This window comes from Capnocytophaga endodontalis, assembly GCF_002209445.1.
GTDB lineage: Bacteria > Bacteroidota > Bacteroidia > Flavobacteriales > Flavobacteriaceae > Capnocytophaga > Capnocytophaga periodontitidis.
Map to the genome: position 1 here is coordinate 3,141,945 of NZ_CP022022.1, position 23,662 is coordinate 3,165,606.

30 protein-coding genes are annotated in these 23,662 nt (G+C 37.6%); 7 read left to right on the forward strand and 23 right to left on the reverse strand.

The genetic code is table 11. The features are described from left to right. Entirely contained in the window at nt 1-597 is a 597-nt protein-coding gene (locus CBG49_RS14190; protein WP_088594993.1) for an SMI1/KNR4 family protein, read from the reverse strand. A 50-nt stretch (nt 598-647) separates the two neighbouring features. After that, the gene (locus tag CBG49_RS16310; RefSeq protein WP_257789599.1) at nt 648-773 is read right to left on the reverse strand and encodes a hypothetical protein; all 126 of its coding nucleotides are present in this window, start codon (nt 771-773) and stop codon (nt 648-650) included. 368 nt (nt 774-1,141) lie between these two features. On the opposite strand from CBG49_RS16310, the gene CBG49_RS14200 reads away from it, so the two are divergent. Continuing rightward, complete coding sequence (locus CBG49_RS14200; protein WP_088594994.1) at nt 1,142-1,957, forward strand: hypothetical protein; 816 nt, start codon at nt 1,142-1,144, stop codon at nt 1,955-1,957. Between the two features lie 87 nt (nt 1,958-2,044). Here CBG49_RS14200 and CBG49_RS14205 read toward each other — a convergent pair whose 3' ends face one another. The 5 genes from CBG49_RS14205 to CBG49_RS14225 form a co-directional block, all read right to left on the reverse strand. Next, nucleotides 2,045-2,416 (reverse strand): hypothetical protein, encoded by a 372-nt coding sequence (locus CBG49_RS14205; protein WP_088594995.1) that lies wholly within the window; start codon nt 2,414-2,416, stop codon nt 2,045-2,047. A 6-nt stretch (nt 2,417-2,422) separates the two neighbouring features. Further along, the gene (locus tag CBG49_RS14210; protein ID WP_088594996.1) at nt 2,423-2,752 is read right to left on the reverse strand and encodes a hypothetical protein; all 330 of its coding nucleotides are present in this window, start codon (nt 2,750-2,752) and stop codon (nt 2,423-2,425) included. Between the two features lie 27 nt (nt 2,753-2,779). After that, nucleotides 2,780-3,292, reverse strand: coding sequence for a GNAT family N-acetyltransferase (locus CBG49_RS14215; RefSeq protein WP_088594997.1), 513 nt, complete (start codon nt 3,290-3,292; stop codon nt 2,780-2,782). A 39-nt stretch (nt 3,293-3,331) separates the two neighbouring features. Continuing rightward, nucleotides 3,332-3,775, reverse strand: a complete 444-nt coding sequence (locus CBG49_RS14220) for a DUF2262 domain-containing protein (protein WP_088594998.1) — start codon at nt 3,773-3,775, stop codon at nt 3,332-3,334. Nucleotides 3,776-3,867: 92 nt separating this feature from the next. Then, complete coding sequence (locus CBG49_RS14225; RefSeq protein WP_088594999.1) at nt 3,868-4,404, reverse strand: isochorismatase family protein; 537 nt, start codon at nt 4,402-4,404, stop codon at nt 3,868-3,870. A 102-nt stretch (nt 4,405-4,506) separates the two neighbouring features. Here CBG49_RS14225 and CBG49_RS14230 point away from each other — a divergent pair, with 102 nt between their 5' ends. Then, entirely contained in the window at nt 4,507-4,725 is a 219-nt protein-coding gene (locus tag CBG49_RS14230) for a toxin-antitoxin system, antitoxin component (RefSeq protein ID WP_088595000.1), read from the forward strand. A gap of 342 nt (nt 4,726-5,067) precedes the next feature. Next, complete coding sequence (locus CBG49_RS14235) at nt 5,068-6,054, forward strand: IS110 family RNA-guided transposase (protein ID WP_088593441.1); 987 nt, start codon at nt 5,068-5,070, stop codon at nt 6,052-6,054. Nucleotides 6,055-6,214: 160 nt separating this feature from the next. Here CBG49_RS14235 and CBG49_RS14240 read toward each other — a convergent pair whose 3' ends face one another. The 8 genes from CBG49_RS14240 to CBG49_RS14275 form a co-directional block, all read right to left on the reverse strand. Beyond that, nucleotides 6,215-7,282 (reverse strand): hypothetical protein, encoded by a 1,068-nt coding sequence (locus tag CBG49_RS14240; RefSeq protein ID WP_088595001.1) that lies wholly within the window; start codon nt 7,280-7,282, stop codon nt 6,215-6,217. 16 nt (nt 7,283-7,298) lie between these two features. Next, entirely contained in the window at nt 7,299-7,985 is a 687-nt protein-coding gene (locus tag CBG49_RS14245) for an anti-sigma factor (RefSeq protein WP_088595002.1), read from the reverse strand. 2 nt (nt 7,986-7,987) lie between these two features. Further along, complete coding sequence (locus CBG49_RS14250; protein ID WP_088595003.1) at nt 7,988-8,527, reverse strand: RNA polymerase sigma factor; 540 nt, start codon at nt 8,525-8,527, stop codon at nt 7,988-7,990. A gap of 86 nt (nt 8,528-8,613) precedes the next feature. Beyond that, nucleotides 8,614-9,081, reverse strand: a complete 468-nt coding sequence (locus tag CBG49_RS14255; protein ID WP_088595004.1) for a DUF192 domain-containing protein — start codon at nt 9,079-9,081, stop codon at nt 8,614-8,616. A gap of 105 nt (nt 9,082-9,186) precedes the next feature. Beyond that, nucleotides 9,187-10,008 (reverse strand): carboxypeptidase-like regulatory domain-containing protein, encoded by an 822-nt coding sequence (locus CBG49_RS14260; protein WP_088595005.1) that lies wholly within the window; start codon nt 10,006-10,008, stop codon nt 9,187-9,189. Between the two features lie 3 nt (nt 10,009-10,011). Beyond that, the gene (locus tag CBG49_RS14265; protein ID WP_088595006.1) at nt 10,012-11,001 is read right to left on the reverse strand and encodes a porin family protein; all 990 of its coding nucleotides are present in this window, start codon (nt 10,999-11,001) and stop codon (nt 10,012-10,014) included. A gap of 30 nt (nt 11,002-11,031) precedes the next feature. Continuing rightward, nucleotides 11,032-12,033 (reverse strand): outer membrane beta-barrel protein, encoded by a 1,002-nt coding sequence (locus tag CBG49_RS14270; RefSeq protein WP_088595007.1) that lies wholly within the window; start codon nt 12,031-12,033, stop codon nt 11,032-11,034. 73 nt (nt 12,034-12,106) lie between these two features. Continuing rightward, nucleotides 12,107-12,982 (reverse strand): hypothetical protein, encoded by an 876-nt coding sequence (locus CBG49_RS14275; RefSeq protein ID WP_088595008.1) that lies wholly within the window; start codon nt 12,980-12,982, stop codon nt 12,107-12,109. A 154-nt stretch (nt 12,983-13,136) separates the two neighbouring features. On the opposite strand from CBG49_RS14275, the gene CBG49_RS14280 reads away from it, so the two are divergent. Further along, nucleotides 13,137-13,742, forward strand: coding sequence for a superoxide dismutase (locus tag CBG49_RS14280; RefSeq protein ID WP_088595009.1), 606 nt, complete (start codon nt 13,137-13,139; stop codon nt 13,740-13,742). A gap of 169 nt (nt 13,743-13,911) precedes the next feature. On the opposite strand, the gene CBG49_RS16195 is transcribed toward CBG49_RS14280, so the two are convergent. Together CBG49_RS16195 and CBG49_RS14290 are read right to left on the reverse strand one after the other, a co-directional pair. After that, nucleotides 13,912-14,316 carry a hypothetical protein gene (locus CBG49_RS16195; RefSeq protein ID WP_227002908.1) on the reverse strand — a complete coding sequence of 135 codons (405 nt, stop codon included), beginning with the start codon at nt 14,314-14,316 and terminating at the stop codon, nt 13,912-13,914. Nucleotides 14,317-14,416: 100 nt separating this feature from the next. Continuing rightward, nucleotides 14,417-14,701 carry a hypothetical protein gene (locus tag CBG49_RS14290; RefSeq protein ID WP_088595010.1) on the reverse strand — a complete coding sequence of 95 codons (285 nt, stop codon included), beginning with the start codon at nt 14,699-14,701 and terminating at the stop codon, nt 14,417-14,419. Between the two features lie 108 nt (nt 14,702-14,809). Between CBG49_RS14290 and CBG49_RS14295 the strand changes: the two genes are divergently transcribed. Then, on the forward strand, nt 14,810-15,778 hold the full coding sequence (locus CBG49_RS14295; protein ID WP_088595011.1) for a DUF438 domain-containing protein: 969 nt from the start codon (nt 14,810-14,812) through the stop codon (nt 15,776-15,778). Then, complete coding sequence (locus tag CBG49_RS14300) at nt 15,778-16,482, forward strand: class I SAM-dependent methyltransferase (protein WP_088595012.1); 705 nt, start codon at nt 15,778-15,780, stop codon at nt 16,480-16,482. Before CBG49_RS14295 ends, CBG49_RS14300 begins: the two co-directional genes overlap by 1 nt. Before the next feature lie 46 nt (nt 16,483-16,528). Here the strand turns inward: CBG49_RS14300 and CBG49_RS14305 are convergent, their stop codons facing one another. From CBG49_RS14305 to trpS, 4 genes are read right to left on the reverse strand one after another with little or no spacing between them, the layout of a single operon-like run. Beyond that, a complete protein-coding gene (locus tag CBG49_RS14305) occupies nt 16,529-17,161 on the reverse strand; it encodes a 7-carboxy-7-deazaguanine synthase QueE (RefSeq protein ID WP_088595013.1) in 633 nt (210 codons plus the stop codon). Between the two features lie 6 nt (nt 17,162-17,167). Then, entirely contained in the window at nt 17,168-18,583 is a 1,416-nt protein-coding gene (locus CBG49_RS14310) for an SPOR domain-containing protein (protein WP_088595014.1), read from the reverse strand. Then, on the reverse strand, nt 18,580-19,542 hold the full coding sequence (locus tag CBG49_RS14315; protein ID WP_088595015.1) for a Gfo/Idh/MocA family protein: 963 nt from the start codon (nt 19,540-19,542) through the stop codon (nt 18,580-18,582). The genes CBG49_RS14310 and CBG49_RS14315 overlap by 4 nt, the downstream gene beginning before the upstream one ends. A 1-nt stretch (nt 19,543) precedes the next feature. Beyond that, nucleotides 19,544-20,512 carry a tryptophan--tRNA ligase gene (trpS, locus tag CBG49_RS14320; RefSeq protein WP_088595016.1) on the reverse strand — a complete coding sequence of 323 codons (969 nt, stop codon included), beginning with the start codon at nt 20,510-20,512 and terminating at the stop codon, nt 19,544-19,546. Between the two features lie 160 nt (nt 20,513-20,672). Here trpS and miaB point away from each other — a divergent pair, with 160 nt between their 5' ends. Then, nucleotides 20,673-22,121 (forward strand): tRNA (N6-isopentenyl adenosine(37)-C2)-methylthiotransferase MiaB, encoded by a 1,449-nt coding sequence (gene miaB, locus CBG49_RS14325; RefSeq protein WP_009413742.1) that lies wholly within the window; start codon nt 20,673-20,675, stop codon nt 22,119-22,121. Between the two features lie 72 nt (nt 22,122-22,193). Here miaB and CBG49_RS14330 read toward each other — a convergent pair whose 3' ends face one another. Together CBG49_RS14330 and CBG49_RS14335 are read right to left on the reverse strand one after the other, a co-directional pair. Beyond that, nucleotides 22,194-23,096, reverse strand: a complete 903-nt coding sequence (locus CBG49_RS14330; RefSeq protein WP_088592837.1) for a transposase — start codon at nt 23,094-23,096, stop codon at nt 22,194-22,196. Between the two features lie 70 nt (nt 23,097-23,166). Then, entirely contained in the window at nt 23,167-23,658 is a 492-nt protein-coding gene (locus CBG49_RS14335; protein ID WP_088595017.1) for a lipocalin family protein, read from the reverse strand. Between the last annotated feature and the right edge of the window lie 4 nt (nt 23,659-23,662).

A 23,662-nucleotide genomic window follows, 5' to 3' on the forward strand; every position in this document is an offset into this window, starting at 1 on the left:
TTACATTGGTACTGCTTCATCAAGCCATTCAGTAAACCAAGAGATGAATGATACTCGCTCTCCTTTTTCATTCAATAAAGGCTCTATACCTCCATAATCTGTTCTCTCATCAAGCCATATATTGCCATACTCTTCACCATTTACAACTAATAAATAAGTAGCGCCATGCCCTATATGACAAATTTGCAAACAACCATTAATATGATTTATACTCATATATTCCATCAAGGCAGCACTACTAGGGCGTTCTCCTCTATCCCAATCAATAGATTCAATCCATTCTTTTTCATTCCAAGCCTTTGTATAAGGAAAAGAGTTAGAGAGATTAATCATTGGTTTTTCTCTAAGTTTGAAGTCTTTCATTGACTCTTGCAAAGAAAGCAGTCCATAATCTGGTCCTATACATCCATTCCCTATTTTTGTTATAAATTCTCTATAACCTTTAGGAAGTATTATATTGTTCCTTTTTTCTATTTCAGAAACTTCTTCTTCTGAAATCGTAGGATTTATAAATACCTCTTTAGGAACAATTGATTTTAAAGAATCGGGATGTGCTAATAAAAATAGCATCTTTTTTTTAATATAATCTATTTGCATAATAATTTATTGAGGTATCAAAAGATTTCTACAGTCATTATTTCTTTTATTTATACATCAAAATAAGTGAACACAAACTTAGGGGAATGTTCAAATAAAGGATAATCACCCACGATAAGCCCTATACATTCATTTTTATCATCATATACACAAGCCTCTACCACAAGTTTATTCATTTTTTTTATCTTTATAGAGAGTGAGTTCGCGTAGTTTATTCACTTCCTTATCTATATCTTCTATAGGAAAGAGGTGCAACACGCTTTTATCCTCTACAAAATCAAGAGTCTCATTGATTTCTTCTAAAAACGCTCCCGAAACACCAAACTTTTCAGCTAATATTTGGGGTATTTTGCGATTTATAGGCTTCTAAAAAATCGGTAAGGGCGTGGTAAATTTCTGTTTTAAGGGATTGTGTAATGGTCATAACTAATTGTTTGTATAATGAATATATAGAAATTTCGTAATAGGAAAACAAACTGTTTTCAAATGCACAAATATATCACTTTTTTTGTATATTTGCCGCCAACTAAAATAATAATTGTAAATGTCTTATCTGAAAGATCTTTCTAAAAAGTCCTCTTCTCTCCTCTCTACAAGCACTCAGAATACTTATTCTGACCCAAGAGAAAAAACCATTCTCGTTCTATCAAAAATCATCCGTATTTCAGGCTATGTTGCTTTAGTTTCCTTTCCTATCTTTCTGATAGAAATGTATATACTCAAGCAATTTCCTTATAGTCTTCCTATCCTTTTTCTCTCTTTTTTTCTCTTCTGTATGTTATCATTTACTTGCTATCTGCTCAGAAGAGAGGTAGCAAAGGCTGCACGTTGTAAAGCTGAAAAAGAAGCTATTATAGTTCCCACAGAATTTACCATCTTTGCTTACCAAGAAAAGGTAAACTTCTGGGATTGGCTGCTTCGTTCTATCCATATAGCATTTACGCTATTTATGTTCTATATCTCTCTGAAATCAGATTTTCTAAGTATAGATTGGTGGAAAGGAATGGGAATTGTAGTACTCTCTATAATTGCTTTCTTTTATAACCTTCACAAAGAGCCCCTACACTTTACCCAATTACATTGTTATGAAGATCTGATGGAGGTACTCCCTAAGGAAGGAAAAGCTATCTATCTAAAAACTCAGGATATAAGAGGGGGGCGCTTCTACTTAAAGGGAAGAAAAAACTATATCAAACACTTCGGCATACAATTCCAAATTCGTGATTCTCTTGTAAATATAGATATACCCCTATCGGCAGATGATTATTTCCTTTTGAAAAAATATTTCAAACAATATCCTGCGCCCTTATATGACAATGTACAAGATAATAACATTTTCAAGGAACATTATTACTACTAATTATGTACTCCATCACATAGACGGAATACTAATAGTTGCTTTACTGCCAGAAAGGATGCCCCTGTGACCACGTTTGCGCATAATGATTTAACAACTAAAGTAGTGAAATACAAACTTAGGAAATTGGTCACTAAGGTTGTAATATCCTTTGATGACGGCAAAATATTCTTGATCATCCCACAAGTGAGCTTCTATTCCCACAGCGGTATCATCATTATTGAAGTTATACACCTTTAAATTCACCCCTCCACCTTCTTTTTTATCCATTTCTTCTATAGGAAAGAGGTGCAATACGCTTTTATCTTCTACAAAGTCAAGCATTTCATAGATTTCTTCTAAAAATTCTCCCGAAATATCAAACTTTTCAGCTAATACTTGGGCATCTTCAGCTTTATAGGCTTCTAAAAAGTCGGTAAGGGTGTGGTAAATTTCTGTTTTAAGGGCTTGTGTAATTTCCATATAGTGTTATTTAATCTTTGCTATATCGTTTTTATAACTTGCAAAACTGATGTTTCCTTCTAAAACCAACTCGCAAAGGGCTGTTGGGTCATAACCTTTAAAGGAATGAAGGGTATAATGGCAATGCTTGTCCTCGCGCTCTAAGTGAAGTACATAACCATCGGGTTCGTCTTGAAAAACAACGGTTGCTTCTTTGAACTTTTCTAAGGTTGTTACCGAACGTATCAAATCTTGCCTACTATCGTGCAAGTGAGAGACTACAAAGGCGATTTCGACAGTATCATTATTAATCACTATGGCTGCCCAGCCGTGTTCTTTTTGCGTATAACTAATCATTGTATTTTTTAAAGTAAGGGGGATATCTTAAAACATCGACAGTTTCATTAAAATATCGGTTTGAGCATCAGAACCTAAGACGAAGGTGTGGGTATCAAAAGCTACGAATCCATTTTTTTTGTAAAAACGTAAGGCTCTTTCGTTCTTCTCCCATACCCCCAGCCATACATAGGGTACCCTTCGCTCTTTAGCTACTTCAATAGCTTTTTGATAAAGCGCTTGACCTACCCCACTGCCGTGAAATTCCTTCAACACATAGATACGTTCTATTTCCATTGCATTAGGGTCTTGTCGTTCTGTTTGAGCAGAGGCAAAATTAAGCTTCAAATAACCTATCACCTTGTTTTCTTCTTCAGCAAAGAAGAAAAGAGAATCTGGATTCGATAGTTCTTGCTGTACTTTGCTTGTCGCAAAGCTTGTAGTGAGGTACTGCTCCATATCCTCTGGAGTGTTAGTATCAGCAAAGGTTTCATAGAAAGTTTGTTTGCCAATAGCCTGCAATAAGGTTATATCAGTTGTGATAACAGGACGTATATTCATAATTGTTATATTACATTAAGTTACAATTCAGTATTATTATTATCCGCTAATAGTTTCTAAGCTAAGATGATAGTTATCATCGAGCCTGATATTCACCAGATGCCCCAAAAAGTAATCAGGGTCAGTATCTATATCAAAAGTACAGGCTATTTCTTTGCTTACTTCACAATACAGGTTATGCAAATACACTGCCTCGCAAAATTGCTCATCAGAAACTGCTTGCTCGCCTTCTTCTTCAAGGTCTTCTTGGGCTTCTTCAAAGAGTTCTCTTACCTCTTCATTTTTGAGGAGAAACTGTAAAACAGCTTCCTTGTTGCCCTCCAACCATTGTACTTTGGTTGCTACTTGTTTAAATACTTCTTGCTTTTCTTCTTCTGTAAAGTGGCGTTTGGCATCAAAACGGACTACAATTTCAGCTTCTTGCTTTTGCCAAAAGGTAAAGAGTGCTTGATACTCGGTTTGGTTTTCGGTAATAAAATTCATATTCAATATAACAAATGATTATTGATAATGAGAGGAAAGATAGTAAATAATTAACATTACACTGCCATATACCCTCATTGGGTATAGATGTTTTATTTTACTAAGCGTGCTATTTCTTTGAACTTAGGGTGCTGGGCGGTACGCAAAAGAGCAAAAAGTGCTGCTTCGGTACACAAAAGGGTTGCGCCTGCATCGCGGAGCATCGTGAGTCCTATTTGCTTGTTGCTCTCGGTACGCGAAGAAACAGCATCGGCAATTACTGATACTTTATAGCCATTGGCGAGTAAATCAACCGCTGTTTGATAGATGCAAATGTGAGTTTCAATGCCTATAAGCAGTACATTTTTACATTGATTGTCATTGAGTTGCTGCTGAAACTCAGTATTATCCCAAGCTGAAAAACTACTTTTTTTCACCGGAGTTTTACAACTTAATAGTTCGGCAATCGCGGGGTGTGTTGCTCCTAACTTATCGGGCATTTGTTCTACCCAAACTATAGGAAGATTCAAGTGTTTGCTACCTTCGATAAGAATAGTGCTATTGCGCAAAACTTCTTCACTTTGATAAACTATTTGCGATAATTTACCTTGAATATCAAGGATTACTAATTGAGTATTTTCTGTTGTCATTACAATGTTTTTTATTGCCGACAAAGGTAATAAAAAATTGGCGATTTGCCAATTTGCTGTTTTGTAATTACTTTGTACCTTTACAAAAAATAAAGGGTTATTATGAATACCATAATATTAAAACATAACTTAGATTTCCAACACTATCAATTGGCTGTAAAGACTTTAGAAAATATAGGGGTTGAAGTATTGGAGTCTCATAATCCTTATGAGGTAACAGAGGAAGACATTCGTTCGGTAGCTTTGGCTCGTGAAGATATAAAGCACGGAAGAATAAAAAGTAGTGAACAAGTGTTTGAAGAAGCTAAAGCAAAATATTAAAAATGAGGCTGTCCTAAAAGTTTTTCTTGAGGGGACGTTTGCAGCACATACCCAGCTATCGCTGGCTTTCCTACATAACATACTATAAAAGTGATTGATTATCAGATTTATAGACTTTGTCGTACGTTTGCATCTTGAAAAATAAATTGTAATTTTACATTTAAATAAGCACGGAGAAAGACCGAGACTTTGTTAGTGAAAAACTGCCTTTGACGTTCAGTCCCCGTGCTTTCACATCTGTAAAACTGGATAGTTCGTTAGGTTTTAAGCCTGTGTTTACGACGATAGATTATCAGATGTTATTTAAACAAAGTTATTTTTAATCTTTTTAATTTATTCATTATGAGTTATGTAGGTATTGATATTAGCAAGGATAGCTTTGTAGTAGCTTTCTCTTCTGCTTCTAAAAGTAAAACTATCACTTATCAAAACGACGACAAAGGTATTGAAAAATTTATAAATACCCTTGATAAAGAGCAACATCATTGTGTGATGGAAGCTACTGGTAACTATGGTGTTAATCTACTTTATCACCTTTGTGAACAAGAAATAAAGGTTAGTTTAATTAACCCTAAGCAAAGTAATTTCCTTTCAAAAATGAAACTATCTACTGCTAAAACTGACAATAAAGATGCTCGTTTGTTAGTAGAATATGGAGAAAAAATGAATCCTAAAGTTTATAAAATGCCTTCAGATAAGATTATTCTCCTTAAACAGAAACAAACAGTACTTACTCACTTAATAAAACAGCGTACAGCAAGTAAAAACCAGCTAAAATCTTTAGAGTTACTCAATAAAAAAGATAATTTAGCTATTGATATGCTCAAAAACAACATAGATAACTTAGATAAACTCATCAATAATCTAGAAAAAGATATTGTTTCTATCACTGAGGAAGAGTTTGAAAAACAAGTTCAACTACTTACTTCCATTAAAGGAATAGGCAAAAAAGTTGCTACTACTTTAGTGATTATTACTAATGGTTTTTCTTTCTTTGAAAATCCTAAGCAATTATCTCGTTATATAGGTATTTGTCCTACCTACCAACAGTCGGGTAAATCGTTGAATTACAACGGACATATTAATAGAAATGGACATAGCACCTTACGTGGTCAGTTGTTTATAGCATCGTGGTCAGCAGCTAAGTATAATTCCTCTTGTAAGGCTCTTTTTGAAAGGCTTAGAGAGGAAGGAAAACCTTGGAAATTAGCACAGATAGCGGTCTGTAACAAGCTTATTAGGCAAGCTTTTGCAGTTATTAAGTCAGGAGTTGCTTACATAGACGGACACATTCCTACTTTATCTGCACCAATGCAAACAGCTATATGAGTCACTACTTTCGCCGTAGGCGAACTAAAAGAAATTCCTTTTTAGAAAAAAAAGTTACTAAAAAATTTGCATATTAACATAGTTCGTCAAAGTTTTGGGACTTTGACAAAGTTTATGATGCAAAAGCGATTTTTAGACTTTTCGGACAGCCCCTATTTTCTTAATCTGCAAAGCGTATTCCTATAGAGAAAGGATATTCGTTTACTGGGTTGTTGCGGAAGAGTGGTGCAAGGCTGTAACGCGCGTAAAGCACACAACTTTTATATCCTAAATGCGCTGAAAGTCCGTATATCCAAGGGCTGATATTTAGGTCTTCTCTTATCACATTTTTATGAGTACCCCCATCGTCATATCTTATTTTTTGACTGCTGTCTATCAATACCCCTACATAGCCACCAAATCCTACTCTAAAACTTTCGTGAGTGGGGTAGATTGTAACTCCTTTTTTAGTTTTAGTGAGGGGAGTAAAATCAAACTCAAAATCTATAGGTACAATGGCGTAATTGGTGCGCAATTTTGATTTGTTGAGTTTATTAGCGGTATAAGGTACCGATTTTGTCACATCGTTTTCTCTTACAAAATACTCGCTTTCTTTGAATTTGAGTCCGTTGTGCATCCACGCAACCCCGTAGTTGATATGGAATAGATTGTTGGTTTTTAGCAAACGAAAGCTTGAGGTAAAGCCCATTTCAAAGGATTTAGATCCTGCAGTTTTAAAACGATTATCGCCAAAACCATCACTACTGTTTAAGTTGTGAAAACCTATGGCTGTATAAAGATTTATATCGTGAGAAGCGCGATCGGTATTTGGTTTTTCGTCTTCTTTACTTCGGAAAATCTTTTCTAATTCTTGCATTGCACGCAAATAGTCCTTGGGTTTATTCACACTAAGGGTATCAAGAGTATTTACAGTAGCCTTTGAATCTACTTGCTCGCGTATAAGTTTTGCCAAATGCTCAGCCTCGGCAGCGGTTTTTTCTTTGATATTCTTCTCGGTAGTGGCTGTGAGGTCTTCTTTTATCTGTAAGCCCAGTTCTTCGGTGATTTTCTTATCTTTGAGCAGTTCATTAACGGCTGAAAGTTTTTTCTTGAGCGTTTCTTTTTCTGAAGAAACTATAGAATCAATTGTGGCTTTTGATTTTTTGATAGCCTCTTCGGAATTATTTTGTGCGGTGATGACGCTTGTCGCCAACAAGCAAGTCATCCATAATAGATGTAATGTTTTCATTTTTTGATACTTGTTTTTAACTTTTATTATTTAATACGACACGTGTTCCTATTTCTTTGAGTAGCTTTTCAGCTAAGAGTTTTACTTTGTCCTTCAGTTGTTCTTTCTCAATGGTGTTGAAGGTTTTATCTTGCTGATATTTTTCAGTAACATACTGGTTGAGTTCTGCTTGAGTAGTAGCTACAAGTGCTAAATATTCGGGGGATAGGTGCTGCAAATCGGCAGCCATTTGGGTTTCCATCTGCTTGGTGATTCGGTTTTGTATAGCATTGGCGGTATACTGGGTAAAAAGAGTATCTACTGCATTGATATCAATAAGGGTAATCACCTCTTCTGAGGAAGTGAGATATGAGTCATACTGGCTATTTTTGAGAATTGAAGGGTATGAAGTGCACTGGCTGTCTTTAAGAGTTGTAGGCACTGTAGGGTGCGGGCTGGTTGTGGGAACTGATGACTTTACAACAATGAGTTTTTTTGAGACTTGAAGGTCATTATTGGTTTCAGTGTGTTGTTGCCACAAATATCCTATTGCAAGGCATAACAGTACCGCAGCTACCGCAGTGTAATACCACAGTTTTCGGCTCTTTTGCTCAGTTGGCAAGGTTTCACTCTCGGCTAATTGGGCTTCTAATTGCTCCCACAAAGCAGGTGAAGGATTGATTTTTCTGTACCTAAACAGGCGTTGTATATTGTCTTTCCACATTTTTAAGCTCTTTTTTTATAAGTTGTTACGTGTTGTTGCAAAAGTTTTTTGGCATACGCCAATTGTGATTTAGAAGTACCTTCGCTGATAGAAAGTTCTTCGGCGATTTGTTTGTGTGAATAGTCCTCAAACACATAGAGGTTGAAAACGGTACGGCACGCGGTAGGCAATTGGTCTACAAAGGATTGTATTTCGGATTCGCTAAAAGTTTCGTTCTCTAAGTAGACATCATCTATTGTGTCGTAAGTGTCACTCCAGTCGGCGAAAGATAGCTTTTGGGCTTTGCTTTTGAGGAAATCTATACACTCATTCACGGCGATTCGCCGCATCCAAGCATAGAAGTGCTCTTGTTCTTCATACTTAGAGAGATTCGTAAAAATTTTGAAGAAGGCTTTTAGCAGGGCATCTTCGGCGAATTGCAAATCGTTGATGTACAGCCTGCACACACTCAGCAAAGCAGGAGCGTACTGGTCGTACAACTGCTTTTGCGCTAAGCGGTCGTTGCGCTGGGCTTTCTCGATGAGACGATGGTCGATTTGCATTTTTCTTTAAATGATGAATGATTTATTCTTTTTAAGGTTCAAATTAAGTACGATGTAGAAAACAGGAGATTGTTCAACTTCATCGGTTACGGCAGTTTGATTGTACAGCCCTTTCCTATGTTGTTTTTTTCAAACCATCCTTGAGGCACTTCAAGAGCATAACGCACAGGTTCCGATGAGTCCACACTTTGATGGCTGAACGGTGTCATATCGCGTGTTTCGCGAATTTCGCCATTCGAGTTAATGAACGCAATCGAAAGGGGGGTAGGCGTATCTTTCATCCAAAAGCTTAACTTTTCGTCTCTTTTAAAGATAAAAAGCATACCCGTTCCTTCGGGAATATTCTCACGCCCCATATAACCTTTTGACATCTCTCGTATGGAGCGAGCAAGCTCAACTCTTATGGGAATGGTCTTGCCGTCAAGATTTGTAATGGTCAAGTCTCTCTCTTCAAACTCAAGCGTGAGTGCTGAACAAGCGCTAAAAACAAGGTAGCACAATAGGACAACTCCCATCAACAATAGTTTAGCAGATGTAAATATTTTATTTTTCATAAGTCCTCCAATTTGCCCTTATAAACGAAGAAAAAATAAAAAGGTTGGAAAATAATTAAAAAATTTGTCAATTAGCAAATTATTTAACTTTAGCAAAGTTGGGTTTTATTGTTTAATGAGGTCGTAGCCTTTTACAGTAAAGGGAATGCCTAATCCTCGGTTTACTTTTCTAATGGTATTGTTAGGGAAACGTAACCAGCAGGTATTGGTAGTGCCGTGGAAGGAGAGGGTCGCATCGTCCTTTCCTCTCATTTCTACAAATTGTACCCCTACCCACAATTCGCCTTTGGGTGCTAATATTGATAGTTTATGGGTAAACGTTTGTGGTTTATCGGTAGGAAATAGATTGATGTAGATAGGTTCTTTAATCAAGGGGGTAAAGGTTTTGTGCTCTTTATCGGTTTGATACACTACTACGCGTAATACTGCTAAATAGAAAGTGCTTTCTTTCACCTCAATACTGAACTCGGTGAGCTGGGTATCATTAGGGAGGGTTACAAAATCACCTAATTCCGATAACACTCCATTTTCTTCTTGGAAATAGTGTTTCATCTCGCCGTAGAGCGTAAAAAAGGTTGTGATTCCTTTACTTTTTACGTCACGCACTTTAGGTTTTTTCATTTTTAGGGTAGTAGTAGGCAAGTCGATCACAGCTTCGGTGAGTTGTATTTCTTTAGAAATATCGCGATAAGCTAATACTTTATGTTGATAGCTTAAATGAGAAAAATAGATGCTATCTGTAGGTTTTGCCCCAAGTTTTTCAAGTGAAAAATAGCCGTTTTCATCACTAATAATTCCTTTATTAGTGCCTACTATCCCTACATTTACGTATTCTATAGGCTCGTGATGGGTATTCACCACCCTATTTTGTGCTAAACAAGGCAGTGAAAAGAATATTGACAACAGAAAGAAGTAAATTTTCAGCATATATTACCAGAATTTGAGACCTATTACAAAGGGGTATGTGTTATCAGGACTATTTTTGAAAAGGGGAGCTAAACTATATTTGGCATACAAGGCTATAATGCCATAGCCTATATGTGCTGAAACCCCATAAGTGAGTGGGTTTGCCTTTATACCGTGTTTTAGCCATACATCATAGTCTTTATCACCATCTCCGTATTTTATTCTCTGTTTAGCATTTATCAGGCTACCAAAGTAACCTCCTGCCCCTATACGAATTTTTGAAGAGAACTTCTTTTCTACACCTGTCATCAATGTGAAATAGCTTGTGCGCAAGCGAGATACATCTAAAGAACGCTCATAAGGCACCAATTTGGTGACTTCGTTGTCGAGAACAAAATATTTATTGTTTTTGATATTTAAACTTTCACCTACTACCGAAAAACCGTATTGAAGGTACAAGCGTTTAGCGGAATGGATACGCGTATTGGCTATAAAAGCTAATTCAACAGAGGTAGCAGGTTTGAAATTGCTGTTTATAGCAGCGCGCATCCCTACCCCAAAGCTTATGTTGATGTTTGTTTTAGCTTCTTCTTTTAGAGAATTTTCAGGGAGAGAATCTATGGCTTGTATTTTTTGGTAATACTGATTTCTTTCGTCAATAGTCATTACGCTATCGAGATTTGAAGAGCGAAGCAAGGTGTCTAATTTTATTTCAGTAGCTTTTTTCTGGATAAGCGTTGAGAGGCGCAAGCCCTCTTTATAGCTGTGCACTTGTATATTGTGTTGCCATACCTCTTTAATTTCCTTGAGCATTTTCACGCTTTGCTCTTTAGTGATTTTTCCTTCGCTAAGGAGCTGGTGGATAGCTTCCTCCTTCTGCAACATCAGTTTCTTTTCGGTAGCTACCAATGAATCGATAGTATATTTTGATTGTAAAATCTCTCTTTCAAAAGGATTCTGCGCTGAGAGATTTGCTGCCAAAAGCAGGAAGATAAATGATAAAAATTGTTTCATCGTTTTTTGATTTTTCAATTTGTCAATTTGTCAATTGAGATAAAAACTCAATCCTATAGAAAGGGGATGTATCTCGGTAGGGCTATTTTGGAAGAGAGGAGCTAAGCTGTATTTGGCATAGATAGCAAAACCTCCATAGCCTATTTGAGCAGAAACCCCATAAGTGGCCCTATTAGGCTTCAGATTGTTGCGAAGAACGAGTTTGTAATCCTCATCATTTTCTTCATATTTAATTTTTTGAGTAGCATCTATGAGAGCACCAAAATAACAACCTATTCCTATATGGCTTTCTCTAATTTTCTTTTGCAATTCGATAGGGATGATAAGGTAATGCAGACGCAATTTTGAGCTTTTCAAGGGGTTTCCATAAGGCACTAAGCGCGAGGTTTCATTTTCTGTTACAAAATAGTTATCGCCTTTGATTTCAAATCGGTTGTTTTGCCACACCAAGCCTGTGCTAAAGAAAAGTCGTTGTTTTTTGCTGATGCGTGCTATAAGTCCCAAACCTAAATCGGTATGGAGATGAGGTTTAAGGTGATTGCTATCGCCTGTCGCTGTTTGTAAGCCCATTGCCATATAAGGTCGGGGGTATATTTTACTATATTTATCGTCATTATATCGCCTTCTATTCATATAGAACTGTCTTTTTTCTTCTTCGTAAACAGCTTTCAGTTCATCGGTAATGAGGCTGTCGAGAGTGGTTGTTTTAGGGACGGTATCTATAGCGATTTGAGAGTTTTTTTGCTGGAGTTCAGAGTTCAATTGCAAGGCTTGTTTGTAGTAATGTAGCAAAATGTGTTGCTCGTTAGCCTCGCGGATTTCCTTTGCCATTTTGTCATACTGTTCTGAGGTAATTTTCTCTTTGTCGAACAAGTATCTAAGCAACTTCAATTTATAATACATCTGGTTATCTTCGGCAAGTTTCAAGGAGTCAAACGTATTTTTTGATTTCTGGATAATGTTTTCAAAAGGGGTTTGTGCCCAAAGATGAGGGGCAAGACATAGAGCGATGAGTGATACAATTTGTTTCATAGAATAAGATACAAAAGTGATTATTTTGTTGATAATGTGAAAAATAATATATAATCCGAGTTTATATAAGAACTTAATTCTTTAGTTGCATTACACGACTCAAGAGCGGAGGCAAGCCTGTTGTAGCATTGATATTATCATTATTCCAAAAGCTCATCACACAAGCAATAGGGCGATTGCGCACCACTTGGGCTACATAGTATACCGTAAGCGTTTTTCCGCCCGACATTCCTGCTAAAGCTGAAACAACCCCTTTGATATCAAACACCACTCTCTTGGCTTTGGTGGGTACCTCTTCAAAAAGTACCTCAACTTCTTCCTCTTCTATAGGTTTGAACATCTTGCGCTGTTTGTTGGCTGCAAACTGGTCGGTTACCGCTTGTTGAGCGTCTTCTAAGGTGCGGTATATTCCCCAATTCATTTCGCCGTTGTAAGGGCATTGCACTATGTTGATACCCGTGAAATAACAGTCGTTTAACATCGGGATTTTTCGTCCTGCAAAATTGATGCTATTGGCATCGACAGGAGCAAATAGTTCTTGAGGGATTTTATTTTCTACAACGAGGTTTACTAAGGCTTCTTCTACCTCAACCTCTCTGTCTCTCAGTTTTGAAAACCAAACAAGAGCAATAGTATTTGCTGGGCTTTTCACAAAATAAAGAGACTCTACATACCCCTCTTTATCTCTATTAACCACATAGTTATCAGTAAGTATGCGAGGGTTAGGCTGTGCGTCTTGCGCATTGATTTTCAATTTTCGGTAAGCCTTATTAAAACCCTTTTCATCAAAAGGAAGCTTCAAATCTTCATTAGTAATGGTATAGCCATCAATCGCATAAAACTCTCTATTGCCGTTTTTGATAGCCGAAAGACGATCTAACAAGGGCAATTCTTGTGCATAGGTAGCCCATAAGAAACTACAAAAGAAAAATAGAATACAACGTTTCATAATTAACAACTTATATTATTTAGTTCGCAAAAATAAGTAAAACTGCTCTCTTTTACAAATAAAACTATAGCTTTATAAGAAAAATCTATAGCTAAAATACTCTTACTCATTTGTTTTTATAGTAATTTTGCAACAAATTTAAAAAGAATATATTATGTTTACACTACCTGCATTACCTTATGCTTACAACGCACTTGAGCCTTATATCGATGCGCGTACAATGGAAATTCACCATACAAAACACCATAATGCCTATACAACCAACTTGAATGCCGCTTTGGCTTCTGCTGGGGTAGAAGGCAAAAGTATTGAGGAGATTCTTACAAACCTCGATATGAACAACGCTGCGCTTCGCAACAACGCTGGTGGATTCTACAATCACAATCTTTTTTGGGAAATAATGAGCCCCAATGGCGGTGGCAAACCTACTGGAGAACTCGCTAAAGCAATTGATGAGGCTTTTGGCAGTTTTGAAGGTTTTAAAGAGGCTTTTAGCAAAGCTGCAGCTACTCGTTTTGGCTCAGGCTGGGCTTGGCTTTGTGTTCACAAAGGCGGCAAAGTAGAGATTTGCTCTACTGCAAATCAAGATAACCCGTTGATGCCTAACACAGGTTGTGGTGGTTTTCCTATCTTAGGATTAGATGTATGGGAACACGCTTACTACTTGCATTATCAAAACCGTCGCCCTGATTATATCGAAGCGTTTTTTAACGTAATCAATTGGGCAAAAGTTGCTGAACTCTACAACGCACATAAGTAGTAGCACGACAAACACAATACAAAAAGCCTCCTGAGAGATTAGGAGGCTTTATTTTTTATATTCTAAAGACGAATATGGCTAAAAAAATGGAAGTATCCACAATAATATGAGGTAGCACTTCTTCCATAGTTATAATGATTTTAAAGAACAAATATACATTTTTTTTTGATTACATAGGTAAGGTAGTAGCTTTTTTCTTTTCTAATATTTCTCTTACTACATCTTCACTAAATAAAAAGAATAATATACTTATCAAAAAAAATAAAATTGTTAGTATTATAGAAGCTATATTGCTGCCCAAAAATTTAGGTTTTTCTTTTTTAACAATTCGTATTCCTCTACCACTTCTATCGTATTTAAAATGAAAGAAAATCACCAGAAGTATTGTTATACTTAGTACTTGAAAACGACCTAAAGTATAACCGAAAAAATATGCCAATCCCATATTAAGTGAAGAATTGACTATTAAAGCAAATAAAGATCCTAATATCCAAACAGTGTTTAAATCTGGGAAAGTATAAGGCAAAAACTTCACATTAAAAAGATAAATATAATAATAAAGCACGTTCATCATTTGTTGTAATTTTTATAAAAATAATTCCATATAGTTTCATTGGATTCAGAAAGTTTTACATTTAAACCCTATCCCCCTCTCTTTCTTATTAATTTATTAGTTATAGCAAAGCTAACGCTCCTAACAGTAATAACAATAGTGGAATAGCCATTACTATATTTGCTATAGCACAGCCTCGCTCTCGCTTCTGCGACAAAAAATAAGCCTCTATCATCAAAAATACGCCATAAAGTCCACAAAATAATCCTATCCAAAAGGCAAATACAAATATATCACCTGTCGCACAAGAACTTTTAGTAGTGAATATTGAGATAGGAATGAATGACAATATCCATACTACAACTAATAAAACCAAACGCTGCCCTATATGAATGAACTCTTTCACAATGTTATTTTTTTAAGGTACAAATATACATCTTTTTTTGATTTGCTAATCAACAAATTGGTAAATTAGCAAATTATTTCATACCTTTGCCTCCTAAAATAATTTTTTATGGAACAAACTTTACCTGCAGGACACCCCGTGCATACCTATATGCTTGAAGCTGACCTTATTTACTCACTAATGGACGAGCTGCTCAGCATAGACCCTCATACCGATTATCAGAAATTCTACAACGTGTTCAACCATTTGGCAACCGTAGAAAAACACTTTGCTCGCAAGGAAAACCAGCTCTTTCCTTTCTTGGAAAAACGCGGCTGGATGAATCCTTCACAGAATATGTGGTCTTTTCACGATACCATTCGCGATATCTTCCGCTTAGTACGCAAAAACTTAGAAGAAAAAGACCTTGATGCGGCACAAACTAATGTGCGCTATATCGAAGAAAACTTAGGTCGTTTGCTAAATGTAGAAGCTAATATTCTCTTCCCTAATGCTTTGCAGTTGCTCACCGAAGAAGATTGGATTGAAATGCGCAAAGGCGAGGAAGAAATAGGCTGGATGCTGAAAGATGAACCTGCCCCCTACCCTAACAACAACCCCAATGAACCTGTATATGTACACCCTTCAATGGATACCGAACGCCGCACCGATGTTAAATTTGATGATGCTGCTGCCCATTATGATGAGGGCTATATGACTGTTGAACAAGTGAACCTCTTGCTCAAAACTCTCCCTATTGATATCACTTTTGTAGATGAACACGACCGCGTGATTTTCTACAACCGCGGTGAGGAACGTGTATTCCCTCGCAGTGCTGGTATTATAGGGCGCGAAGTGAAGTTCTGTCACCCTCCTAAGAGCGTGGGCACGGTGCTTAAAATCGTAGAGAACTTCAAGGCAGGTACTCAAAACGAAGCTAATTTCTGGTTCAATTATCGCGGTCGCCTTATCTATGTGCGTTATTTTGCTGTACGCGATAAAGAAAAGAACTACAAAGGCGTGATTGAAATGTCGCAAGACATCACCGATATAAAAACAATTGAAGGTGAACGCCGCTTATTAGAATGGGATAACTAATGAAAGACTTATTCGGGCAAGCTATTTTAGATTATCAGCAAGGGCAATATACTGAAGATATCAAAACGGAAACTACTATTTCTGAGGAAGATGTATTGCCCTTGCCTTATTTGTTTCGTTCCTTTGAACAGATGCCTGCATTAGAGCAAAAAGCTCTACAAATGGCAAAAGGAAAAGTATTAGAAGTAGGCTGTGGGGCAGGCTCTCACGGTCTCTATTTGCAGAATGAACGCAAACTTGAAGTACATTCTATCGACCTATCGCCTAAGGCTATTGAGGCTTGCCAATTACGAGGCTTGCGCAACGCCAAAGTGCAGAATGTATTGGAAACAACAGGACAGTACGACACGATTCTCTTACTAATGAATGGCGCAGGTATGTGCGGACGACTCAAAAAAATGGGCGCTTTCTATGCTCACCTGAAAACACTTTTAGCTCCACACGGACAAATCCTCACCGACTCATCTGATATCATCTATATGTTCGATGAAAACCCTGATGGCAGTTATGATGTACCGCTCTATTTCGATTATTACGGAGAAGTGGATTACGTGGTGAAGTACAAGGGACAGAAAGAAAAACCTTTCCCGTGGATGTATGTAGATTACAATACTTTGCAGAATGTAGCTATTTCAGTAGGTTTAGAATGTGAACTTATCGCCGAAGGTGAACACTTTGATTACCTTGCAAAATTAGCAAATTAGCAGATTAGGAAATTAGCAAATGATTGGGTAGCTTCACATTTTCTAATTACCTAATATCAAGGTATTTATGCATTTGTAAGGAGGCTTTCCACTGAGGGTGAGCTATTACATAATCTACAATCTTGGGGATTACCTTATCGCGTTTGCTCCACTCGGGTTGTAGATAGAGCAGGCAATCTGGTGATACTTGTGCAGCCATTTCTTCAGCGAAAAGGAAGTCGTTGTTGTTGTAAATCACCATTTTCAGCTCATTAGCTTTTTGAAGAACGTCCCCCACGGGGCGTTTTATTTTTTTAGGAGAGAGGCATATCCAATCAAAAGTACCCGATAAGGGGTGAGCCCCTGAAGTTTCGATATGGGTGTGCGCACCTCCAGCTCTCAGTTTTTCGGTAAGGAGGTCTAAGTTCCACATCAAGGGTTCTCCTCCCGTGATGATCATAGTTTTGGAGTGTGCTAAGGCATCGGTTACAATAGTATCTACAGGCACTAAAGGATGTGCTTCGGCAGCCCAACTTTCCTTTACATCACACCAATGGCAACCTACATCACAACCACCTAAACGAATGAAGTAAGCAGCAGTTCCTTTGTAAAAACCTTCACCTTGTAAGCTGTAAAAAGCCTCCATCAGGGGGAGAAGCTCCCCCTTCTGCAAGGCTACTTGTGTATTCTTGTTTAACATCTAAAATTAATCGTAATTGGCAACATCCAAAATCCAAGGGTCAGGGATTTCGGTATTTTCGCGTATTTCGTCTACCTTTTTCACTGCATCTTCATACTTATCGTAACGAGCCACATAAATGAAGTTCAGCACTTGGTCGCGGTTGTAATACACTTGAGCATCATAGCCCCATTTTTTCATCTCTTCTACTCTATTATTCACATTGTTGATATTGAGGAAAACCCCTACAATCACGTAATATCCTTTTTCAGTATCTTTAGCGGTAAGTTTGGTTACACGGGTACTACGGTGCAATTGGGTAATCTCTTTAGGGTTGTTCTCTATTTCCAAAGCTGTGAGGAACAAATAATAACGGTCACGACTACGGGTATAGCTCAAATCTAATGAGGTAGCGTTGTTAGGAATGAGATATTGGTTGTCGTTCTTTATATCCATACGGAAAATATCGAAGCCTAAAGTATTCTCACTGTTAGGTTTGCGCGTTTTCACCATCTCATCGTTGTAAGTAATGGCACTACTAAAAAAGTTTTGATTAGGGCGTAATTTGGTTTCTAAAGAAGTAGTTTTACCACTAGCAGGTACACCTATAGACACATTGTCGCCCATCATATTAAAATCACCCTCAAGGGTGACCCCCATAATGCGAGTTTTGAAATCACCTGCTTCAGGAGTTTTAAAACCACTAAAGGTGAAAGTTTTAGCAGCGTCGTTAGTAATTGCCGAAAAACCGTCGTAAGTAATTATTTTTTTGATATTGCTATTGGCATTCTCGTAAACTATCACGAGTGCCCAACCTGCAGCCGAACCTCCTTCTACTTGCCCTAAGGCAGCCTTTACATTAGCAACGGTGTACTCTCCTTCTACAGTATTTGCAGCTGCTAACAAATTAGTTACATTGGCGTAATACACATAAGGGGCTGAGTTTTTTAAATCGGAATCGGTACGACCATCAAATATCAATTCGCCGTTTATAGGCACATAAGTATTGTTCTCAGGTATTTTGAGTAATACACTACTCGCATCTTCTCTATTAGCATCAATAATAGTGTTTTTACTACCTTTTAGCTGTCCTTTAGCATACGGATAAGTAGCCGACCAGTACAAACCTGCATAAGCCACCTTGCCTCCCCCTGCACTTTCATACGCGAAGTTGGCACTACTAGATGAAAACGTACTGGGGTCGCTATCAATATCAATGTATTGCATATCAAACTCATCGTTGAGTTTTGCTTTAGGACTTCGATCGTTGTAAGGGTCGTTAGGTGTATCGCGTTTTTCCTTGCGGTTGAGGATGTTATTCCCTATAATTTTGATATCCCCTTTGATAAAAGTTTCGTAGCGGATTTTAAAATCGGTAGCAGATTGTGCCATTGATAGTGGGCTCACTACTACACAAATTAAGAGCGTAATGAGTTGTTTCATAGACTTACAATTTGTTTGGCTATTCTAAGGGCTTCAGTGCCTTGTTCGAGGGTAACCATAGGAGTTGTATCGTTTTCTATAGCATCGGCAAAGCTCTCAAGTTCGTCTAAGATAGCGTTGTTATTATGTATTTCAGGGTATTCAAAATAAATTTGACGGCGCTCTCCTTCCGCATTTTGTAATATCATATCGAAATCACCCGGCACTTCGGGGGCGTCTTTCATCTTTACTACTTCTACTTTTTTCTCCAAAAAGTCTACCGAAATATAAGCATCTTTTTGGAAGAATCTGCTTTTGCGCATATTTTTCATAGAGATACGGCTGGCGGTGATATTGGCTACACAACCATTTTCAAACTCCAAACGGGCATTGGTAATATCGGGTGAATGACTGATGACCATTGCACTACTTGCCGAAATGTGTTTCACTTTTGATTTTACAACGCTCAAAATCACGTCGATATCGTGAATCATCAAGTCGAGCACTACGGGTACATCGGTACCACGAGGGTTGAACTCAGCCAAGCGGTGTGCCTCGATGAACATAGGGTTGTGAATTTGGTCGCGTACAGCTGTAAAGGCAGGGTTAAAACGCTCTACGTGACCTACTTGTCCTTTCACGTGGTGTGCTTTGGCAAGAGCAATCATAGCTTCAGCCTCTTCTACCGTAGTAGCGATAGGTTTTTCGATAAAGAGGTGTTTGCCCGCTTTGATAATCTTTTCGGCACACACAAAGTGATTGAGAGTTGGAGTTACCACATCCACCATATCACATTCGGCAATAAGGGCTTCTATACTATCAAAACGCTTGTAGCCAAATTCTTCGCTCACTTTTTGAGCATTAGCTTCATCGGGGTCGTAAAAACCTATGAGTTCATATCTATCCGATTGGTTGAGCAATCGCAAATGTATCTTTCCTAAATGTCCTGCACCGAGGACGCCTGCTTTTAGTTTTGTCATTTTAATATCCTATTTTAGCACGTACCCTACGCAAAGTTTCATCGGCTACACGGTGTGCTTTGGCAGCACCTTCTTTGAGGATAGCATCGAGTTCATCTAAATGCTCCATATAGTAATTGTAGCGTTCACGTGGGGTAGCAAATTTTTCTAATATCAGTTCGTAGAGGGCTTGTTTGGCACTGCCAAAACCATAACCCCCAGCGCGATAAGCAGCTTCCATCGTTTGTATTTGCTCATCCGAAGCTAATAGGCGGTAGAGGCGCATCACGTTGCAAGTATCGGGGTCTTTAGGAGCTTCCAAAGGCGTACTATCAGTTTGGATTGCCATTATTTGCTTGCGGAGTTGTTTTTCGGGTAAGAAAATATTGATGAAGTTGTTGCGTGATTTGCTCATTTTCTCACCATCAGTACCGGGGATAATCATTATTTTTTCCTCTATTTTAGCTTGTGGCAATACAAAAGTTTCACCCATTTGATGATTGAAACGAGAAGCCACGTCGCGGGTAATTTCGAGGTGTTGTAATTGGTCTTTACCTACAGGTACCACCTCAGCATCATAGAGGAGGATATCGGCAGCCATCAACATAGGGTAAGTAAAGAGCCCTGCATTTACATCTTGCAGGTAGTCCATTTTGTCTTTAAACGAATGGGCGAGGGTGAGGCGTTGGTAAGGAAAAAAACACGCTAAATACCACGAAAGTTCAGCTGTTTGAGGTACGTCGCTCTGGCGGTAGAAAGTAACTTTGTTTGTATCCAAACCAAAAGCTAACCAAGTGGCAGCGACGCTATAAGTATTGGCGCGAAGGAGAGCGCCGTCTTTTATTTGAGTGAGAGAGTGCATATCGGCAATGAACAGAAACGATTCATTAGCAGGATCAGATGCCATTTGCACAGCGGGGAGAATTGCCCCCAGAATATTCCCCAAATGAGGAGTACCGGTACTTTGAATACCTGTTAAAACACGAGCCATATAATCAGTCGTTAGTTGTTAATTATTAGTTCAAAGCGCAAAGGTAATAAATATTTTAGAAATAGCAAAATAGCTATTAGTCCTCTTTTGCTACTTATCAATTGTTAATTATCAATTGTTTTGTATCTTTGCGCCCTCAATTCAGAAACTCAAATCCTCTATGGCTAAAGAAATAGACGAAAGTAAACAAGGGCAAAGCCTTGTACTACAAGCTGATAACAACAATTCCAAAAAACTATACATCGAGAGTTATGGTTGCCAAATGAATTTCTCCGACAGTGAAATTGTGGCTTCTATCCTCTCCAAAGCGGGCTATAACACTACCGACACAGTTGATGAAGCCGATTTGGTGCTCATCAACACCTGTTCGGTGCGCGAAAAGGCTGAACAGACCATTCGCAAGCGCTTGGAGCAATTCAATGTGTACAAACGCAAGAAACCGACGATGAAAGTGGGCGTATTGGGCTGTATGGCTGAAAGGGTAAAACACGCTTTCCTTGAAGAGGAAAAAATCGTGGATATGGTGGTAGGTCCTGATGCTTATAAAGATTTGCCTAATCTTCTTGAAGAAGTAGAAGAAGGTCGCGAGGCAGTGAATGTGATTCTCTCTAAAGATGAAACTTATGCTGATATTGCACCTATCCGTCTCAATAGCAATGGAGTAACAGCATTTGTATCGATTACACGTGGTTGCGACAATATGTGCACTTTCTGCATCGTGCCTTTCACTCGCGGACGTGAGCGCAGCCGTGACCCCTACTCTATCCTTAACGAAATCGCCGACCTCCAAGCGCGCGGCTTTAAAGAGGTTACTCTCTTGGGGCAAAATGTAGATAGTTACTTATGGTATGGCGGCGGACTCAAAAAGGATTTTAGCAAAGCAAGTGAGATGCAACAAGCTACTGCTATCAACTTCGCAAAACTCCTCGATATGGTAGCTACAGCTCAGCCTGAAATGCGTATCCGCTTTTCTACTTCTAATCCGCAGGATATGACCCTTGATGTGATTGACACAATGGCGAAACATCCTAATATTTGTAAGTATATCCACCTGCCAGTACAGAGCGGTAGCAATCGCATTCTCAAAGCAATGAACCGTCTCCACACTCGCGAAGAATACTTCACACTCATCGATAGCATACGCGAACGCATCCCTGAATGTGCTATTTCGCAAGATATGATTGCTGGTTTCCCCACCGAAACTGAAGAAGATCACCGCGATACACTTTCGCTAATGGAATATGTGAAGTACGATTTTGGGTTTATGTTTGCCTATTCTGAGCGCCCTGGCACATTAGCCGCCCGCAAAATAGAAGACGATGTACCTGAAGAAGTAAAAAAACGCCGTCTTGCTGAAATTATTGACTTACAACAAAAACACAGCTTGTACCGCACTCAAGCCCAAGTAGGTAAGGTTGTTGAAGTACTCATTGAAGGGACTTCTAAAAAATCAGCTGCTGAATGGATGGGTCGCAACACCCAAAACACTGTGGTTGTATTCCCGAAAGAAGACTATAAAGTAGGTGATTTTGTATTAGTTGAAATAACAAATTGCACCTCAACAACCCTTATAGGAAAAGCGATAGGAATTAGTGATAAACGACAATAAAAAAGCTGCCCGTGAGGCAGCTTTTTTATTTATAGTTTTCGATAAGTAATTGTTACATATGCTAATCAAGGTTTAAAATAAATTTTCAAAGAGTAATGCAGTAGCTATTTTTCCAAAGATATGGACAAAAAGTCCTTTGCTAGAGCGCACTTTTCCAGCATATTGTATTTGAGTCTTTTCATTCAACCAATTAAAGAACGATTCAATAGGTTGTCTTATAGATGAAACAGCCTTATTATACAAAGATTCAAAAGCAAAATCTCTCTGTTTTAATACTTCTGACTTGTTCTTTTTCATTTTTATAGGTGTTATCATTTCACTATTATTTGATTTCAAAACTTCATTAACAGCAGCACTTTGATAAATCTTGTCAGCAATAAAACAAGTATCTGTTAGCTCTTGCCAATTTTCTTTGAAAACACTTAAATCATTTTCACTAGCTTTGGTAACAATATAATCTTTCAAATAAGGAAGAGTACCTTTTTGATAAGCACCTAAGGCGTGTAGTTTCACACCATAATACCACATTTTTTTCGAGGAACAATAGCTTTTATCAGTAAAATCACGAGCTACTTTTCCTTTGCCATTTCCTTTACAAGTAACAATAGGACAAGAGTCTAAAATATTGATAGACATTTCTCTTTGCTCTGACATTCCTATTAAAATTTGTTCAATAGATATATGCTTAAAGACTTCGCTAAGTCTGTTTAAACGATTATTAAAGGCTTGATAAGAAGGTATTTTAGGGAACCAATCAAGCCAGTAATCTTTGATGAAATTATACATTTCTTTTATTTTGTACTTGTGTTCAACACCAGTGCAAAATAGATAAATTGTAATAACTTCTTGATCTGTAAATACAGGTTTGTTGTTATTGCTAAATCGCTGACAAAAATATTGTAAATAATTATCGTATTTTTGACATATTGTTAAATATATTTTTACTAATTTTGTCGCCGTAGTCTGATTTATCATTTATATCTGATTTTTTTTTGACACCACAAAGATAGTGATTTATCAGACTACTTTTATTTTTTCTACTTTTTCAACTCTTGATTCGCATTACATTCAAAATGTCATCAATAGTATAACCTTTTCCTTTAAGATCTGGATCATAAGGTATTTGAGAGTACAAAAATGTTTTAAGTTCACTATTGTATTTAAAAACAAACTGTGTGGAGGTGAGACTAACTATATCATAAGCTTTAAGTACAACTCCATTAGCACTTTCTAAACATAGTTTATTATTTTCTACGAAATACTTTACGCTAGCTGTATTTTGCTGGCAATTACCTCCTTTAAAAATATGTTCTTCTGAGGTTAAAAACTCACCATAAAAAGTATATTTAGTCTTTTTAGAACATTCTATTTGTTCAGAAGAAGTTATCTCAGAAAACAATTTACCATCAGGCAAAATTGATTTTTCATAAACCCAAGTACCTTGTAATTCTTTAGGATGCTTAGTATCCTCATTGTCTTTTTTAGTGCACGCTGTGAAAGCTATCACAGAAAGTGCTATTAATAATATTTTTTTCATTGGT

Excerpts from the sequence above, each read along its gene's own strand:
- CBG49_RS14335 (WP_088595017.1), bottom strand. The coding sequence starts at position 23,658 with ATGAAAAAAATATTATTAATAGCACTTTCTGTGATAGCTTTCACAGCG.
- CBG49_RS14305 (WP_088595013.1), bottom strand. The coding sequence starts at position 17,161 with ATGTTAAACAAGAATACACAAGTAGCCTTGCAGAAGGGGGAGCTTCTC.
- CBG49_RS14275 (WP_088595008.1), bottom strand. The coding sequence starts at position 12,982 with ATGAAACGTTGTATTCTATTTTTCTTTTGTAGTTTCTTATGGGCTACC.
- CBG49_RS14205 (WP_088594995.1), bottom strand. The coding sequence starts at position 2,416 with ATGGAAATTACACAAGCCCTTAAAACAGAAATTTACCACACCCTTACC.
- CBG49_RS14220 (WP_088594998.1), bottom strand. The coding sequence starts at position 3,775 with ATGAATTTTATTACCGAAAACCAAACCGAGTATCAAGCACTCTTTACC.
- CBG49_RS14270 (WP_088595007.1), bottom strand. The coding sequence starts at position 12,033 with ATGAAACAAATTGTATCACTCATCGCTCTATGTCTTGCCCCTCATCTT.
- CBG49_RS14200 (WP_088594994.1), top strand. The coding sequence starts at position 1,142 with ATGTCTTATCTGAAAGATCTTTCTAAAAAGTCCTCTTCTCTCCTCTCT.
- CBG49_RS16310 (WP_257789599.1), bottom strand. The coding sequence starts at position 773 with ATGAATAAACTTGTGGTAGAGGCTTGTGTATATGATGATAAAAATGAA.
- CBG49_RS14295 (WP_088595011.1), top strand. The coding sequence starts at position 14,810 with ATGGAACAAACTTTACCTGCAGGACACCCCGTGCATACCTATATGCTT.
- CBG49_RS14215 (WP_088594997.1), bottom strand. The coding sequence starts at position 3,292 with ATGAATATACGTCCTGTTATCACAACTGATATAACCTTATTGCAGGCT.
- CBG49_RS14235 (WP_088593441.1), top strand. The coding sequence starts at position 5,068 with ATGAGTTATGTAGGTATTGATATTAGCAAGGATAGCTTTGTAGTAGCT.
- CBG49_RS14190 (WP_088594993.1), bottom strand. The coding sequence starts at position 597 with ATGCAAATAGATTATATTAAAAAAAAGATGCTATTTTTATTAGCACAT.
- CBG49_RS14240 (WP_088595001.1), bottom strand. The coding sequence starts at position 7,282 with ATGAAAACATTACATCTATTATGGATGACTTGCTTGTTGGCGACAAGC.
- miaB (WP_009413742.1), top strand. The coding sequence starts at position 20,673 with ATGGCTAAAGAAATAGACGAAAGTAAACAAGGGCAAAGCCTTGTACTA.
- CBG49_RS14300 (WP_088595012.1), top strand. The coding sequence starts at position 15,778 with ATGAAAGACTTATTCGGGCAAGCTATTTTAGATTATCAGCAAGGGCAA.
- CBG49_RS14310 (WP_088595014.1), bottom strand. The coding sequence starts at position 18,583 with ATGAAACAACTCATTACGCTCTTAATTTGTGTAGTAGTGAGCCCACTA.
- CBG49_RS14265 (WP_088595006.1), bottom strand. The coding sequence starts at position 11,001 with ATGAAACAATTTTTATCATTTATCTTCCTGCTTTTGGCAGCAAATCTC.
- CBG49_RS14210 (WP_088594996.1), bottom strand. The coding sequence starts at position 2,752 with ATGATTAGTTATACGCAAAAAGAACACGGCTGGGCAGCCATAGTGATT.
- CBG49_RS14230 (WP_088595000.1), top strand. The coding sequence starts at position 4,507 with ATGAATACCATAATATTAAAACATAACTTAGATTTCCAACACTATCAA.
- CBG49_RS14255 (WP_088595004.1), bottom strand. The coding sequence starts at position 9,081 with ATGAAAAATAAAATATTTACATCTGCTAAACTATTGTTGATGGGAGTT.
- CBG49_RS14250 (WP_088595003.1), bottom strand. The coding sequence starts at position 8,527 with ATGCAAATCGACCATCGTCTCATCGAGAAAGCCCAGCGCAACGACCGC.
- CBG49_RS16195 (WP_227002908.1), bottom strand. The coding sequence starts at position 14,316 with ATGATGAACGTGCTTTATTATTATATTTATCTTTTTAATGTGAAGTTT.
- CBG49_RS14315 (WP_088595015.1), bottom strand. The coding sequence starts at position 19,542 with ATGACAAAACTAAAAGCAGGCGTCCTCGGTGCAGGACATTTAGGAAAG.
- trpS (WP_088595016.1), bottom strand. The coding sequence starts at position 20,512 with ATGGCTCGTGTTTTAACAGGTATTCAAAGTACCGGTACTCCTCATTTG.
- CBG49_RS14280 (WP_088595009.1), top strand. The coding sequence starts at position 13,137 with ATGTTTACACTACCTGCATTACCTTATGCTTACAACGCACTTGAGCCT.
- CBG49_RS14260 (WP_088595005.1), bottom strand. The coding sequence starts at position 10,008 with ATGCTGAAAATTTACTTCTTTCTGTTGTCAATATTCTTTTCACTGCCT.
- CBG49_RS14225 (WP_088594999.1), bottom strand. The coding sequence starts at position 4,404 with ATGACAACAGAAAATACTCAATTAGTAATCCTTGATATTCAAGGTAAA.
- CBG49_RS14245 (WP_088595002.1), bottom strand. The coding sequence starts at position 7,985 with ATGTGGAAAGACAATATACAACGCCTGTTTAGGTACAGAAAAATCAAT.
- CBG49_RS14330 (WP_088592837.1), bottom strand. The coding sequence starts at position 23,096 with ATGATAAATCAGACTACGGCGACAAAATTAGTAAAAATATATTTAACA.